The sequence below is a fragment of the Gordonia iterans genome (assembly GCF_002993285.1).
GTDB lineage: Bacteria > Actinomycetota > Actinomycetes > Mycobacteriales > Mycobacteriaceae > Gordonia > Gordonia iterans.
This window is the reverse complement of the sequence record NZ_CP027433.1, coordinates 440,260-456,018: the sequence shown is the minus strand read 5'-3', so window position 1 is coordinate 456,018 and position 15,759 is coordinate 440,260. Positions and strand designations below refer to the sequence as shown.

Below are 15,759 nucleotides of genomic sequence, written 5' to 3'. Positions count from 1 at the left end.
GGCACGCACTCGGCGAGCCGTGTGGGAGAGAGAAGCTGCACACCGGCAGATCACCGCCGGTGAGATCGGCTGAAGGCCGGGAGATCAGCCGGTCAGCCACCCGAGGTGCGGAGCCAGCAGTGCGTATCCGACAAACGCAACGACGTCGATCACCGCATGCGCGACGACCAGCGGCCATACCCGGCCCGTGGCCTGATACCACCGCGCGAAGACCACGCCCATCACCACGTTGCCCAGCCCGGCGCCGAAGCCCTGATACAGGTGATAGCCGCCGCGCAGGAGCGCCGACCAAGCGAGTGCCGCATTCGGTCCGACACCGAGCTGCTTCAGGCGGATCAGGAAGTACGCGACCACGATCACCTCTTCGGCGACCGCGTTGCCGACCGCGATCAGAATCAGGGTGAGGTACTGCCACCAGGGGATTCCGGTGCCGCTGGCCACCAGGTCGGCGTTGAGCCCGAGGTACCGCGCGAGGGCGACGAGCGCGAGACCGGGCAGTCCGATCAGTGCGGCCAACGCGAGCCCGGGCGGCACGTCGTCGCACCGCGGCCGGCCGAGGCCCACGCGCGACAGCAGGACCCCGCTGCGCCACAACAGATACACGCCGAGCGCACCGATCGCGATCAGGCGGGTCGCGCGCATCCACTGCCGGAGGAAGTCGATGGCGCCGACATCGGACTCGCTCGGGTTCAACGCGACGGTCTGCGCGCCGATGCCGCCGGTGAGCTGTGCGTCGAGCAGGGCCAGGGCCGCCGACACCGCGGAGAATCCGAAGGTGAGGATCCCGACGATGACTAGCTCGATGATCAGGGCACGTCGCTGGGTGCGGTCCGGTTCGACAGGCACCGCAGGTTCGGACGCACTGCGCAGCCGGGCCCAGAAGGTCACGCCGCCAGCCTACTTACTAGCTCGACATTTCATGATTGAGTTGAACATGCCTGGCCTGGACGATGAAGAAAGGTGCTCTCACCTGTGATAATTGGAGTCGAGACACAGAGATTCCGACAGGCGAAGGAACACCTGTCCGGCGGCGACTGCCCCAGCGACATCGCACCTTGCGAGGGCGGGCAGCGGTGGTCGGGCTCGTCGCGCCGGACTCGACGGCGTCGCGACTGACCAAGAACCTGGCAACGACCCCGACTGCCGCTCGCCAACCCCCGGGCGCAGACGCGAGCACGGGTGAGGGCACTGATCGGGGCGTTCGGACATACAGCTATTGGCCGCCGACAAACCACGATTGTGAAAGAAACGAGAATCCAGTTCAAATGGTCCGGGAGTAGGCCCCTAATGCGTTGTTCGACGGAGACAGAAACCGCGCACGGGAATTCAGTGTAACGTCCAAATATTATGGCAGGAATCAACGAGACTCTGTCGGTGGTACACCATTTCGGCGAAGGGGCGGCGGTCGCCGCCTTCGGCGCGGCTGGAGCTCTGGTAGCGGTCCGGCGCCAGATGGACGTGGTCGGAATCCTGATGCTCTCCGCGGTGACCGCTCTGGGCGGCGGCATCGTCCGCGACGTGATCAGCGGAACTACTCCGCCCTACGCATTTCGTGACATGCATCTGCTTGCGATCGCCGTCGCGGCGGGATTCCTCGTCTTTCTCTGGAATCCGCCCGCACGCCTCACTGCATGGCCATTGGACATCGCCGACGCGATCGGGCTCGGACTGTTCGCCGTGACCGGAACGATCCTGGCCCATGACGCCGGTCTGTCGACGCCGGGCGCAGCGTTGCTCGGCATGACGAGCGCCATCGGCGGCGGTGTGATCCGCGACGTCCTGTCCGGTTCCGTTCCGAGTGTGCTGCGGCCCGGCGAGCACCTCTACGCGATACCCGCTCTCCTGTGCGCCTCGGCGGTGTCGCTGCTCGTGCGTTACGCGGACTACCAGGAGTGGATGGGCATGATCTGCGCTGCGGCCGCCATCGCGCTGCGACTGGCGTCGCTGAGGTTTGGCTGGCACGGCCCCCAGCCACGCTATGCACGCAGGGGCGACACGACGACGTGAGGCTCCCGACTGGCCTTGGAGCACTACCGCGAGGTCATCGGCCGCCTTGCTTGATCTTCTCGATCGGGGTGTCGGCGAACTCGCTCACCAGGTCGAGGATCTGGTTGTACGGGTCGGTGCCGCGCTTGACGATAGATCCGTGATCCTCACCGTCGAAGATCAGCAACCGGCCGTGACCTCCGCGAGCGTTCAGCGCCGACACGTACCGCGTCGAGTTGTGCGGGAAGACGACTCGATCAGCCGTGCCGTGAACGGCGGCGACGGGGATCTCCGGATCGAGGTTCTGGATCGGGTCCACCATCTTGTACCGGTCAGGTTGCTCCTCGGGCGTTCCGCCGAGCGCGGCGACGATCCGGTCGTCGCCGTCCTTGACCGCCTGGGTCATGTCCAGCGGTCCGGCGAGCGAGATCGCGCGCTTGGGCCGGAACGCCGGCTTGCTGCCGACCTCGTCGTCTGCCCGCTTGTGGCGCGTGCCCGCCCACGTCGCCAGCTGAGCCCCGGCCGAGTGGCCCACGACGAGTTCGTCGTCGACGGTGAACTCCGGATGCTCGCGATTGAGTTCGGTGACGTGATCGAGCGCGCGGGCGACGTCGTGGAACGTCGCAGGCCAGCCCCCACCGGCGCCCACCCGCCGGTACTCGACGTTGTACACCGCCATTCCCCGGGCGGCGATGTCTTCGGCGAGGTCGTTGAAGATCTCCGCGCCCAGCGGCATCCGCCAGGCCCCGCCGTGGATCAGAACCACCAGCGGAATCGACCCGGGACGATGGTCGCCGGCGGGCAGATAGAGGTCGGCCCAGTTCTGATCCGGGTCGGCGTCGGCGCCGGTGTAGTACTGGACACGCTTCTTGGTCACCTTCCCGGAGACGTCGGTGCTCGACGCCGCGGACTCGGCGACGGACGTCTGCGCGGTGGCGGACGGGTCGCCCGGCACATCACCGCTATCGGACCCGCAGCCGGAGAGGAGGATTGCGCCGGCGCTCAGGACAGCCATCGAGCGTGTAGTCGGCCGAGTTTTCATAGTTTGTCCGTTCTTTCTTGTTGACTGCCGAAATCCGGTTCTGGAATCGGCGGAATGGTGGAAGCAGAATGGTCATTGCCGCAGTGTCTAGTCACATGAGAATTCGATCGGCTCGTTCCTCGGGAGATTCGCATCGGCGGAGACGGGTGAGTTCACTGTTGACGGCAGCGAGGGTGATCAGTCCGACGGCGATGCTCGCCAGGGCGGCGAATCCGAACTGTGCGAAGTCAACCAAGCCGCCCACCAGGGTGAAGACGACTATCGCCGTCTGTAAGGCCCGCAACGGCCATTCCCAGTGAAGTCGCCGGCGGCGAGCATGCGCCCGGCCGATCATCCCGGCCCCGGCGGTGAGGAAGACCGCTCCGCCCAGCACGATGTACGTCGTGTTCGAGATGGTCTGCAAGTGCCTGTCGGAGACCGCGTGGAAGAGGAGTTCCGAAGGCCGCCACGGAAGGTCAACGGCGGAAGTGAGGCACGTCGCGAGAGACGTCGCCACGAGGAGCCATCCGAGGAAGGTGACCCAGAAAGGGGAGCGCACCGCCGGCGGCACCAGTTCGGACAGGGCCGCCCGCACCTCGGCACCCCGATCGGTCGCGGCGGGGCACGAGCGAACCAGGACGCCGACGGTACGGACTACCGCAGGATCGGCGCCGCCGTCGAGTGCTCGCCGCAACAGGTTCTCGGCGTCCTGCCGGCGTCGTTGCGACAGCCCTCGAGCGACTCCCCGGGCGGCGATGTCCGCCGCGTTCGACAGTGCCTCGTGCGGGGTCGGGCGACGTATCAACCGGACTGCATTGCCGGCGCCGATGACGGCGACCACCGTGACGTAGATGATGTCGGCGGCAGGGTGGAAGAAGTAGTCGTTCGACTTGGTCACGAACTTTCCGACCTCGTCGATGAACAGTCCGAAGCCGATCCCACCGACGGCGATCGAGAAGTTGCGGACTCGAAACCCTAGAAACAACCACTGGGCGACCAGCGCCGCAACCATCAGGGCTCCGCCGTACAGCGCGTGAGCGATGTGCAGCGAACCACCTCCTATCTGCGGGTATCCGGTCGCTTGGAGGTAGACACGGGTCACCAGCACAGTGACCACGGTCGTGGTGAGGAAGGCGGTCACCGATGTGGTGCCGCCGCGCTCGCGCACGAATCCCGCTACCCGGGCGGTCGTCTCGTCCGTGTGGGTCACGAGTCGATGCCCATTCGCCGGCCGAGCCAAGGCAGCTGCTCCCGGAGCCCGGCGGCCCACACTCGGAAATCGTGGCCGCCGGGAATCACGGACAGCCGCACGTCCATGCCGGACTGTCGGGCGAGGGGTGCCAACCGCTCGAGCCCGGGCCGGAAGGCGTGGTCGTCGGCACCGATGACAAAGACACCGGCGACTCCGGGATACCTGCGGTGGCGCAGCAAGTCGGCCGGGTTCACCGCCGCGAACGCGGATGCGTCGCCGCCGAAGGCTTCGCTGATCGTCCGACTGCGGTCGCCGAGAGTGGGTTCGTACTGCCCGGACATGTTCAGGAAGGTCGGGTACTGGTCGGGGAAGTTGGTCACAAGTTGCAGCGCGCAGGTTCCCCCGTACGAGAGGCCGCCGACGGCCCACTTGCGACGGTCGGTCTCCGCGTCGAGTCCAGTACGCGCCCACTCCGCGATGTCTGCGGTCAGGTAGGTCGCGGCGTTGCCGAGTCGAGAGTCCATGCACAGGGGATTCCCCAATTCGGTTCCGGTCCCGTCAGCGGCGATGACAATGGGCGCCACGCCGTGATGCTGGGCGGCGAAATCGTTGAGCGACTGCACCGAGGCGGCCCGCAAGGCCCAATCCTCCGGGGAGCCCGGCTGGCCCGCGATCAGGACGAGCACCGGAAGGACTGGTCTGGGATCGGCGAAGTAGGCCGGAGGCAGGTACACCTGCGCCGGCCGTGCCGAGAACTTGGACTTCGTGGCAGGAATGTCCACGGTCGCGACGCGGCCCTCGGCCGGTAGACCAGGCGGTGGCCGCCAGCTCGCCAGCGGCACCGTGCGGGACGGGGAGAGGGCGCCGAGATCGACCGACGGCGCACCGGTGATGCCGAGCAGGCTCCGGACCGTGGGGTACTCGCCGAAGTGGGCGTTGATCTGGGCGAGGCCGGCGACGGTGACGCACAGTACGGCCAGCAATGTCACGACCCGGCGCCACACACCCCGGTCGCGGACGAGCCGGATGACTCCGGTGATCGTCCCGAACAGGATCGCCGCGGACCACGCGTACACGGCGAGCGGAATCGGATCGGGCACCAGCGCGATCACATCCTCGATGAGCCATCGGGCGACGACGATCACCACCACGGTGCCCACCAGTGCGCCGCCGATCAGCATGACCGCAGCGCGGACCGGGCGCAGCAGCAGAAGCCAGCACAGTGCCACAGCGCCGACGGCAGTCAGCGCCACCGGAACCCATCCGGTGGAGATATCCAGGTCGAGCAGAGCCTTCACCGCTGCTCCGATCGGGGCACGGGGTCGTCGTGCCCGTCCAGGTCGAAGCGACCCGCGACGGCTTCCTGGAGTCGGATTTTGGAACGGCGTACCGGCTCGCGATAGCGCAGCTCCCGTCGCTCGGCGCGGCCCCGTTTGGCCGGCCGATCCCGGTAGAAGCGGCGCGCCCAGGGTGATGCCGGGCGAGCGAGTCGGATCGCTCCGACCACCAACAGGACCGGAAGAAACAGGCCGAGGAGACCAGTCCAGATCTTCCCTTTGACGAGAACCACGACAGCGAGCAGGTACTGCACGCAGAGGACGGCCAGCGTCGTCGCAAGTGTGGAAGCCTGACGGTCAGTCTCGTATTCGGCGAACTCGCCGGACAGTCCCACCGGGTGCAGTCCCAAGACGAACAGGACGGTGATGGCGAGCGCCGCGAACACGGCGTCGATGCTGGAGCGGCCTTCCCTTGTCCAATACACGTCGCGCAGATGCAGGACCATTGCGAACTCGTCCAGGACCAGCGCCGCACCGATCCCGAACGACGTGCCGAGCACTGCGTTGGTGACGGGGGTGTGATAGTTCGCGAGTGCGACCAGCGAGAATCCGCTGGCCAGGACGGTGACTAGGCCGAACACGACGTGGTGGATGTGGAGTCCGCCCGGGGTGATGTTTCCCGGCCACCAGCGCACCTGGGCCCGGATCATCCGGGTGCTGAAGCGGATGAAGAGGAAAGTCAGCAGAAAGCCGACGGCCATCAGGAACAGGGGCAGGCGCCCGCTCGCGACGATCGTGTGGGAGAACCAGGAAGTCATCGCATCATCGTTCGGCGCTCATTGCCAGTTGAGCCAGTTGCCGCGGAGTCGCATCGGGAAGGTAAGCGCGGGAGATCGCGATCCCGATGCGGGGCAGGTCAGCCTCGTCGCGGAAGGCGAGGTACACGCCTTGGTAGCGGGGCTGGAACTTCTTCTTGAACGCGTGCAGCGACCGGAATCCGTAGAACGGCTCGAGTGCCCCGCCTAGCGCGTCGAGCAATCGGTCGGTCGCCGAAGCGCTGACCTCGCCGGTGGAACTTGCGAGTGGAGCTCCCGACAGCGAGGCGAACAGTGCGCCCTGCGCCTGGAACTCGAGGAACGCAGAGCCGAGCATGAACTCGATGACCGGACCGAATCCGTCGGACCGCCTCCGCATGACGTCGAGCGTCCAGCCCTGGACCACACCGTGGCGACCGTAGACAGGCAGCCACGACAGGACGCCGTGCACGCTGCCGTCTCCGTCGACGGCCAATGAGACGACGGTCTCCGGGTCGAGGGCCTCGTCGACGCCGCCGAGGGTGAAGCCCATCTCTGGCAGCCCTTTGTCGCCGACCCACTCCTCGGAGATGGCCTGAACTTGGGCGCGTACCGAGAACGGCTCGTCGGCGAGGCGGACCAGGCGGTGGCGGAGCCCTTCCTTCTTGGCCTTGTTCATTGCGGTGCGGACGTGCTGCCACGGCTTTCCCTTGAACGCGAGACCGGGCAGATCGACGATGGCGTCCTCGGCGATCTGGGCCGTGCGCCATCCCATGCGCTCGGCAGACGCGGCCGTCTCCGCATCGATCGAGAACCAGCACGGTGTCAGCCCGCTCGCTTCGGCGAACTTCGTGAACTCGCGGACGGACTGGTCCAGGAGTTCCGGCGGACCGACCGGGTCGGTCAGGGCGATCATCGTGCCCGCGTGACGTTGATAGGCGACCACGGTGGAGGGCGCGTCGACGTCGTCGAACAGGTAGTGATTGCCGGGCCATATCGTCATCCAGGACATGGTTCCGCCGCCGTAGTTCCGGATCAGGTCCTTGGCCAGCGGGGCGCCCGGCCCGTCGGTCGCCGGGACACGCAACCGGCCGCGGAACGCGAAGCGTCCGGAGAATAGAATCGCCACTTCGGCGAGCCACAGAATGCTGGTCCCGAGCGTGACGCCGCCCTGGGGCACGAAGTCCGTCGTAAGGAGCAGGACGACGGTGACAATCAGTCCCACGACGTTGAGCAGGCCGAAGACCACGGTGACCCACCACGCCCATCGACGTCCGCGGCGCAGACCTAGGGCGACGAAGACGATAACGCCCACGTGGATCCACATCGCCCAGATCGACGAGTCCTCGGAATCGGTGGGACCGAGGGGACCGGATCCCGGGAAGAACCAGACCAGTACTGCAGCCGCCGCGATCACGATCAGCCCGCTGAATCCCAACAACCGGACTTCACGGCGTGTACGCGGGGCGAATCCGTGCTCGGCTGTGCTGAATAGGCGTTCGCCGGCCGGCAGCATCACCGCGAACGCGACCAGATGACTGACATCGGCGAAGGAACCGCGGAACAACAGGCTCAGTGCCACGTAGGCGACGATGACCAACCGCATGCGGAGGCGCCACGGGGAGCGGAGCGTAGCAGTCGCCGCGGTGACCGCTCCGACGATCGCAGTCGTCATGCCGACGTCGCGGATCGTCGCCAGGTGCGTCGGCCACTGCCAGTGAATGCCCGAGATGACGCTGTCGCTCAAAGCCCAGGCGAACAGCGCGGTGGCCAGTACTCCGAGAACTTGCGAGAGCAGCATCACCAGCGCGGTGCGAAGCGTTCCCAAGCGCCATTCGGACCAGGCCAGCACCGTGACCGCCAGCACCAGGATGCTCACCACCTGCGCAGGCGTCAGACCGAAGACGGTACCGCTCAGCACAGTCCACCACTGGCCCTCGCGGAGGGCGGGCACACCGTAGGCGACGTCGTCGAACCACGCCTTCAGCTGGATGCTCTGCCAAAGCGTTCCGGACGCGATGCCGGCGATCAGCACGACGCCCGCGGCGGCGAGGGAGAGGGGGGCGTGCGTGACGATCACCCGGGCTCTGCGAATAAGCCTTCCGATCGATTGCCGGAGAGGGTTCGAGGCCGCCGATTCGGCTTGATCGGGGGATTTCGGCAGTGCATCACCATCGAGCATGAGTGGATCATAGGGCATGATTCCGGGGTGCCGTCGACCCTGAGGAGGGCGATATATCAAAGAGATCCGATGAACAGGCGGTACAAGCGCGATTTGTACTCAATGCAAGTGAGATGTGTTATTCCCCGGATAGCCTGATCGACATTAGCGCTTGCCGACCACGGAACTTATCGGTAGTGTTATCGGCACCCTAATATGAGGGGCGAGGGGGATGCGCCGGACGGGGCGCCTTCGATACGTTCGATCCGTATGTCCTCCACTGAGCTGGCCTCATACTTCTTGCAAAGGCCGAGATGAGCTGCAGGTTTACAGTTCGTTCGGGAGCATGCCGGCAGGCATCGATGCACCTTCACTGGAATCTATAAAGACTCCCCAGGAGCCATTTCCGCCAATCGAAACCAAGTGCTTGCAGCGTGATCGGAGAGTGCTGTACCGTCCTCATCACATTATCGCCCTGGCGCTTTGAAGTGGCCTGATCGAGGACCGCTTGAACGCTGAACTATGGTCGTGGAAGGACATTGTCGGAGTGGACATAGACGATATTCGCAGGGGATTCCTCGAACGGACGGAAGGGTCTGGTCACGTCATCCTGGAGCGGGCTCCGCTGGTTCTAAGAGGCGACTCGACGACGCTCTTCACGGGAAGTGGTATGCAGCCTCTGGTGCCGTATCTGCTCGGTGCCGAGCACCCGTCCGGCGAGCGTCTCGCCGACGTGCAGCCGTGCGTGCGCTCGCAGGACATCGAGGAGGTCGGCGACAACCGGCATACGACCTTCTTCGAGATGCTCGGCAACTGGAGTCTGGGAAGCTACTTCAAGCGCGAGCAGATCGAGATGGTGTGGGGCTTTCTCGTCGACTACGTCGGGCTGGACCCGGATCGGCTGTATGTGAGCGTCTACTCCGGGGACCCTGCGCTGGGCATCACTCGGGACGACGAGAGCGCCGACGTCTGGGCGGAGTTGTTCACGGCGGCCGGGGTGAGCTGCGACCGCGTCGACCTGGAGACCGAAGAACGGGGAAACGCGGAGGGGCACGGGGGCGCAAGGATCTGCTTCTACCGCGACAAGAACTGGTGGTCGCGGGCTGGTGGACCGGAGAGTATGCCGCTCGGGGATCCGGGTGGACCCGACACCGAGATCTTCTACTACTTCCCGCAGGTGGAACACGACACCTCGTTCGGTCCGTGCTCGCACCCGAACTCAGACGGCGGCCAGTTTCTGGAGATCGGGAACTCCGTCTTCATGCAGTACTCGCGCACCGAGTCGGGCCTGCGCCCGCTGGGGCGTCGCAACGTCGACTACGGCGGCGGGCTGGAGCGGATCGCCGCCGCAGCCCTCGACAGTCCGGACGTGTACCGGGTCGGAACGCTCTGGCCGCTGATCGTGAAGCTGCAGGAGCTCTCCGGCGCCTCCTACGACGAGCAGACCCGTGCCATGCGCATCATCGCCGACCACGTGCGTGGGGCGGTGTTCCTCATCGCCGACGGAGTCGCACCGGGCAGCAAGGAGCACGGGTACGTCTTGCGCAGATTGCTGCGACGCGCAATCCGGTTCGCACATTCGCTGGAACTCGGCGCGGGGGCGATCGGTGAGGTCGCACGCGTGGTGATCCAGACGTACGCCGACGCCTATCCGGCCCTGGCCGGCGCGTCGGATGAGATCCTCGAAGCGCTCACCAAAGAAGAGCGCGCATTCCGCCGGACGATGGGTAAAGGACTGCGTGAACTGCGCCGCCTGAGCAAGGAGAATCGTCCGCTCACCGGCGACGATTTCTATATTCTCTACGACCGTTACGGTTTCCCGGTCGAGCTCTCCACGGACGAGGCCGCAAGCCGGGGCCTCCCGGTCGAAGAATCATGGCGCACTGATTTCGACGAGTGCCTGCGCCAGCAGCGTGAACGGTCCCAGGCGGGCACCAGGCTCGGCGTCAAATAGGCCGATTCGCCTGCTGCCGAGGAGGCGTCCGGCCTGAGCTGGCTCGGAGTGTTGGTGGCGGGGCAGATTCCGGTCGGTGAGTATGACGGGTTCGCCGATGGCAGGTCGCGGCAATCCTCGTCCACGACCGACGAGGCGGCGTCGAAGTCACCTGGCGACCACGATTCCGCCCCCTGACCGGCTCACCCCCGGCGCAACTCGTTCGCGACGAAGGCGACGCCCCGGAAGTACGGCCGGGGCCGGGCGAAGCCCGTCTCGTCGGCGAGCGCAGCCAGTCCGTCGTCGTTCAGCGGGTGGAAGTCGTTCCGCAGCCGCTGCGCGATCCCGGCGAGTGCCTCTTCGCCCACACCGCGGGCAGCGGCGTACTCGGCCATCACGTCCAGATCGTCCTCGTCGTGCTCCATCAGGTCGCAGAGCAGCAGCGGCGCACCCGACCGGAGCCGGGCGGCGATCGATCCGAGATAGGCGCGTTTGGCCTCGGCCCCTGCCACGAAGTGCATCACCAGCAGGCTGACGGCGGCGTCGAAGGGCTCGTCGAGGGGCAGGTCGTCCACGTACCCCTCGTGGAACGTGACTCCGGTCAGCGACTCCGCGGCGGCACGACGGCGTGCGATCGACAGCATGTCCGGCGACGGATCGACGCCGACCAGCTCCCAGCCCGGGCTGGTCCGCGCGAGGGCGAGCGTCTCGGTTCCGGTCCCGGCGCCGACCACCAGAACGCGAGCGCGTTCTGGCATCCGGGCGGCGAGGACGGCCGCGCTGATCTCATGCAGCTCGGCGTACCCCGGAACCAGGTTCACTATCCGGGCGTCGTACCCCAGGGCATTCTGCTCGGCGAAGCGCCGCGACACGGTGGAGGTCACTGCTCGACGAGGTCGTGCAGGGCCTCGGACAGGTCGCCGACCGCCTGGCACGGACGCTCGAACGAGAGACGGACGTCCGAGTCCGAGTCGGGGGTCTCGATCCGGAACGTGATGCCGAAACGGTCGAGCCCGAGCGGGCGGACGCGGCCACGCTGGAGATGTTCGGGGAACTTGCTGGCGAGCCGGTAGACCAGATCCTGATGATCGGCGTCGAGGTGGCTGAGCCACTGACCTTCGTACTCCCAGAACGGATCCGGCTCGGCCGACGAGAGCGCTGCGGCGTCGACCGCGGCGGCCCCGGCGGCGGTGGCGATCACCGCGTTGTCCAGGTGGAGACGGAGCAGGCAATGACCGTGGCCGATGTCGAGGAGCCGGGCATCCGGGTGATCGCCCGCAATCTCCACGGCCAGTTCGCGCTCCAGTTCGGCCGGGACGGCGTGCACGCGCCCGGAGAGCCAGATCAGCGATCGCACTCGCTCGCGGAGGCTGATCGGCGCGCAGTCGGCCAATTCGAGCATGGCCGGGAGCCCGTCCAGCGCGGTCTCGGCCTGCTCGCGGACCTCACCGTCGTCGGGCACCACCATGAACGCCTCAGACTCGAAGAGATGCACCATGCCGACCGCTGCGGGCGTACAACCGTCGACCGAGAGCGTGCCCTCGTGCGCGCGGCGGCATGCGGTCTGGATGCGCTCGGCGTCGCACGGGACGGGCATGGCCACGGGTTCGGTTCCCTGCATCCGGGTCCTCCTGGATCGTCGGGCCCGTCGCTCGGACCCTTTAGGCAAGCCTTAGTTATGGTTACCTAACTTAGGGTGCCCTCGGTCTCTCGTCAACAGCACGGACCAGATCGCCGACCAGATACTCTGGACCTGTGCCCGTCTTCGCTTACTTCGGACCCGCCGGAACCTTCACCGAGATGGCCCTGAAACGACTGCTCGACGCGCGGGCCGTGACGTTCGACGACGACGCACAGGCGGTGCCCGCCGACTCCCCGGCTGCTGCCATCGCCATGCTCCGCAGCGGTGCGGTCGACTACGCGTGCGTGCCCATCGACAGTTCACTCGAAGGGTCGGTCCCGGCGACGATGGACGCGCTCGTCCCCCGCGCGGGCGAACACCGGGTCCAGGCCTACGCCGAGGTCGCCCTCGACATCGCGTTCACCATCGCCGCGCGCACGACGCTGCCCGCCGAACAGGTCCGCACCGTCGCCGCGTACCCGGTGGCCTCCGCTCAAGTGCGGAGAACCGTCGGCGAGCGGTTCCCGAACGCGCAGTTCGTCCCCGCATCGTCGAATTCCGGTGCGGCGCTTGATGTGTCAGAAGGCCGTGCAGACGCAGCGGTCACCACGCCGATCGCCGCCGAACTCCACGGTCTGACCCCACTGGCCAAGAACGTCGCCGACGCCGACGATGCGGTCACCCGCTTCCTGCTCCTCGGACGGCCCGGGCCTCCTCCGCCGCGCACCGGCGCCGACCGCACCTCGGTGATCCTCGATCTTCCCAACCGCCCCGGCAGCCTGGTCTCCGCGATGTCCGAGTTCTCCACGCGCGGTGTGGATCTCACCCGGATCGAGTCTCGCCCGCGCGGCGCGGGAGGCGTCGGACAGTACCGCTTCTACCTCGACGCCGCCGGCCATATCGACGACGCCGCCGTCGGCGAGGCCCTCCGCGCACTGCACCGCAGCGTCGAGCGCGTCCTATTCCTCGGTTCGTGGCCCGCCGACCGCAACGGCGGAGCGTCGCCGCCTCCCGACCACGAGGAGAGCCTCGCGTGGTTCACCGCGCTGCGCCGAGGAGGCGAGGGCACATGAGCCGCCTGTACCTGGTCCGGCACGGCGAGACCACCGCGAACGTCCTCCAGCAACTCGATACCGCACTGCCCGGAGCTCACCTCACCGATTTCGGTGCGCGCCAGGGGATTCGGTTCGGATTGAGCAACCCGCTGCAGGTCCCCGCAGTGCTCTTGAGCTCCCAGGCGAACCGTGCACGCCAGACCGCCGAGCTGATCGCCTCCGCCTGGGATCTGGACACCTCGCCGATCGACGACGTCCACGAGATCCAGGTCGGCGAACTTGAAGGGCGCAGCGACCGGGAGGCCCACGAGAAGTTCCGCGACGTCGTCCATGCCTGGCATCACGGCGACCTGGACGTCGCCATGCCCGGCGGCGAATCACTGGAGATGGTTCATCGCCGGTACGTGCCCGTCATCGAACGGCTCGACGCGCAGTATCTGACCGGAGACCAGCCGCGCGACGTCTACCTGGTCTCACACGGCGCGGCGATCCGGCTGGTGGCCGCGCACCTGGCCGGCGTCGATCCCGAGTTCGCCATGCGCAACCACTTGCGCAACACCGACACCGTGGAACTGGAACGCACGTCCGACGGATGGGCCCTGCAACGCTGGGGCAGCGTCACCGACTTCGTCTCGCCCGAGGTGGAACCGCTGGGTTGACCTTCGGTTCACCGGCGTTTCGACACGGGCTCGTTCCTCACCCGGCTCAACGAGCTACCCAACCGCCCGTTGAGCCGACGAGGGAGCCCAACCGCCCCTAGAGCCGACGAGGAGCCCAACCGCCCCTTGAGCCGACGAGCCGCCCAACCGCCCCTTGAGCCGACGAGCCGCCTAACCGCCCCTTGAGCCGAGGAGCCGCCTAACCGCCCCTTGAGCCGACGAGGAGTGAGGTTGACCCCGTTGAGTGGACATCCTGATCGCCGGTTTCGTGCCGGCGCGAGAGGATGGACCTCATGGGTTCTCGACAACGTAAGACCTACAGCCCGAAGTACAAGACCGATGCTGCGCGTCTGGTGATCGATACCGGGCGCACGATTGCTGAGGTGGCCCGCGAGATCGGTGTGGGCGAGCAGCTCCTGGGCAAGTGGGTGGCCAAGGAACGCGCGGAGATGGCTGACCCGCCACCAGCGATCGACGCTGATGAACGTGCCGAGCTTGAGCGGCTGCGCCGCGAGGTCGCCGAGTTGCGGCTGGATCGGGAGTTCTTGAAAAAAGCAGCGGCCTTCTTCGCGGCCGAGCAGTCGAACCCGTCGAGGCGTTCGCACTGATCGAGGCGGAGAAGGCCGAGTACAGCGTCAGCCGGTGCGTTCGGCTCCTGGGCGTCTCACGCTCGGGCTACTACGCCTGGCGTGCCCGCCGAGACAGCGACCCGAGTCCACGCCGGCAACGACAGGCCGAGTTGACGGCCAAGATCGCCGCCGCCCACCAAGCCTCCGGAGGGGTGTACGGGGCGCCGCGGATCGTGGATGATCTACGAGACGATGGCGAGGTCGTCTCCCGTAAGACGGTGGCAAAACTCATGCGCAACAACGGAATTAAAGGAATCAGTCCACGCTCGTGGAAGCCGGCGACCACCATCGCCGACCAGAGTCCGCACTCGATCCCCGACCTGGTGAACCGTGACTTCGACCAGGGCGCACTGAACGTGGTGTGGACCTCGGACATCACGTATCTGCGCACCGGACAGGGATGGCTGTACCTGTGTGCGGTCCGCGACGGCTGCTCACGGCGAGTCATCGGATACGCATTCTCTGATTCGCTGCACACCGACCTGGTCGAGACCGCGTTACGCAACGCCCACACCTTCCGCGATCGGGCTACCGGCGCGACTGCCGGAGTGATCTTCCATGCCGACCGCGGCTGCCAGTACACCTCCGCACAACTCGCTGCGGTCGCCGGCGAACTCGGTGTCCGCCAGTCGGTCGGGCGTACCGGGGTGTGCTGGGACAACGCCCAGCAAGAGAGCTTCTGGTCGACTCTGAAATCGGAATTCTACGACCGGCGCGAGTTCGCCACCCGCACCAGCGCAGTGACCGCCGTGTCCCGGTGGATCGACCAATTCTATAATCAACGAAGACGACACAGCGCGCTGGGCAATATCGCTCCCGCAGTCTTCGAAGACATCACGATTCGCGAAGCGACCAGCCAGGCCGCTTAACCGATGTCCACGAAACGGGGTCAACCCCAGGAGCGCAGCGACGAGGCGAGTCGAAAGGATGGACTCCCGGCGTTTCGACACGGGCTCGTTCCTCACCCGGCTCAACGAGCTACATGAGTCGAGGAGCCGCCTAACCGCCCCTTGAGCCGACGAGGAGCGCAGCGACGAGGCGAGTCGAAAGGACCACCCGGACCAGGCCGGGCTCAGCCCCAGCCGTGCTCTTCGAGCCAGTGGTCGTCGATGCCGAAGTGATGCCCGATCTCGTGCAGCACCGTGACGGCCACCTGCTCGCGCACCTCGTCGGGTGTGCGGCAGATCGACAGGATGATCTCCCGGTAGATCTCGATGGTGTCCGGAAGGAAGCCGGCGTAATCGTGGGTGCGTTCGGTCAGCGCGACGCCGGTGTAGAGCCCCAGCAGGTTCCGGTTCTCCGGATTGTACGGCTCGATCATGATCACGACGTTGTCCATCGCGTTCATGAGTTCGGCGGGCAGCAGGTCGAGGGCTTCGCCGACGAGGATCTCGAAGTCGGCGTCGGACATCTTCACGGCCACGGGCGTGC

The 15,759-nt window shown here is 66.6% G+C and carries 14 protein-coding genes; 5 read left to right on the top strand and 9 right to left on the bottom strand.

Annotated elements, in window-relative coordinates; translation table 11 throughout:
- Positions 1-84: 84 nt before the first annotated feature.
- Positions 85-870, bottom strand: a complete 786-nt coding sequence (locus C6V83_RS02045; RefSeq protein WP_407646290.1) for a CPBP family intramembrane glutamic endopeptidase — start codon at positions 868-870, stop codon at positions 85-87.
- Between the two features lie 477 nt (positions 871-1,347).
- Here C6V83_RS02045 and C6V83_RS02040 point away from each other — a divergent pair, with 477 nt between their 5' ends.
- A complete protein-coding gene (locus C6V83_RS02040; protein WP_105940995.1) occupies positions 1,348-2,007 on the top strand; it encodes a trimeric intracellular cation channel family protein in 660 nt (219 codons plus the stop codon).
- A 34-nt stretch (positions 2,008-2,041) separates the two neighbouring features.
- Here C6V83_RS02040 and C6V83_RS02035 read toward each other — a convergent pair whose 3' ends face one another.
- From C6V83_RS02035 to C6V83_RS02015, 5 genes are all read right to left on the bottom strand, one after another.
- Positions 2,042-3,001: an alpha/beta hydrolase family protein gene (locus C6V83_RS02035; protein ID WP_105940994.1), complete on the bottom strand. Its 960-nt coding sequence runs from the start codon at positions 2,999-3,001 to the stop codon at positions 2,042-2,044.
- Positions 3,002-3,119: 118 nt separating this feature from the next.
- Positions 3,120-4,217 (bottom strand): hypothetical protein, encoded by a 1,098-nt coding sequence (locus C6V83_RS02030; protein WP_105940993.1) that lies wholly within the window; start codon positions 4,215-4,217, stop codon positions 3,120-3,122.
- Positions 4,214-5,497, bottom strand: a complete 1,284-nt coding sequence (locus C6V83_RS02025) for an alpha/beta hydrolase (RefSeq protein ID WP_105940992.1) — start codon at positions 5,495-5,497, stop codon at positions 4,214-4,216. Before C6V83_RS02025 ends, C6V83_RS02030 begins: the two co-directional genes overlap by 4 nt.
- Entirely contained in the window at positions 5,494-6,294 is an 801-nt protein-coding gene (locus C6V83_RS02020) for a hypothetical protein (protein ID WP_105940991.1), read from the bottom strand. The genes C6V83_RS02025 and C6V83_RS02020 overlap by 4 nt, the downstream gene beginning before the upstream one ends.
- 4 nt (positions 6,295-6,298) lie before the next feature.
- Positions 6,299-8,452 (bottom strand): bifunctional lysylphosphatidylglycerol flippase/synthetase MprF, encoded by a 2,154-nt coding sequence (locus C6V83_RS02015; RefSeq protein ID WP_105940990.1) that lies wholly within the window; start codon positions 8,450-8,452, stop codon positions 6,299-6,301.
- Between the two features lie 526 nt (positions 8,453-8,978).
- Here C6V83_RS02015 and C6V83_RS02010 point away from each other — a divergent pair.
- On the top strand, positions 8,979-10,385 hold the full coding sequence (locus C6V83_RS02010; protein WP_105940989.1) for an alanine--tRNA ligase-related protein: 1,407 nt from the start codon (positions 8,979-8,981) through the stop codon (positions 10,383-10,385).
- A gap of 182 nt (positions 10,386-10,567) precedes the next feature.
- On the opposite strand, the gene C6V83_RS02005 is transcribed toward C6V83_RS02010, so the two are convergent.
- Complete coding sequence (locus tag C6V83_RS02005) at positions 10,568-11,248, bottom strand: class I SAM-dependent methyltransferase (protein ID WP_105940988.1); 681 nt, start codon at positions 11,246-11,248, stop codon at positions 10,568-10,570.
- Positions 11,245-11,985 (bottom strand): DUF2470 domain-containing protein, encoded by a 741-nt coding sequence (locus C6V83_RS02000; protein WP_234353817.1) that lies wholly within the window; start codon positions 11,983-11,985, stop codon positions 11,245-11,247. Before C6V83_RS02000 ends, C6V83_RS02005 begins: the two co-directional genes overlap by 4 nt.
- A gap of 134 nt (positions 11,986-12,119) precedes the next feature.
- Here C6V83_RS02000 and pheA point away from each other — a divergent pair, with 134 nt between their 5' ends.
- From pheA to C6V83_RS01985, 3 genes are all read left to right on the top strand, one after another.
- A complete protein-coding gene (pheA, locus tag C6V83_RS01995) occupies positions 12,120-13,058 on the top strand; it encodes a prephenate dehydratase (RefSeq protein WP_105940987.1) in 939 nt (312 codons plus the stop codon).
- On the top strand, positions 13,055-13,699 hold the full coding sequence (locus tag C6V83_RS01990; protein ID WP_105940986.1) for a histidine phosphatase family protein: 645 nt from the start codon (positions 13,055-13,057) through the stop codon (positions 13,697-13,699). Before pheA ends, C6V83_RS01990 begins: the two co-directional genes overlap by 4 nt.
- A gap of 284 nt (positions 13,700-13,983) precedes the next feature.
- A protein-coding gene (locus C6V83_RS01985; RefSeq protein ID WP_234353794.1) for an IS3 family transposase occupies positions 13,984-15,197 on the top strand; the annotation gives its coding sequence in 2 pieces (ribosomal slippage) (positions 13,984-14,248 and positions 14,248-15,197; 1,215 coding nt in all).
- A 203-nt stretch (positions 15,198-15,400) separates the two neighbouring features.
- Here the strand turns inward: C6V83_RS01985 and C6V83_RS01980 are convergent.
- Entirely contained in the window at positions 15,401-15,751 is a 351-nt protein-coding gene (locus C6V83_RS01980; protein WP_105940985.1) for a metallopeptidase family protein, read from the bottom strand.
- Positions 15,752-15,759 lie beyond the last annotated feature (8 nt).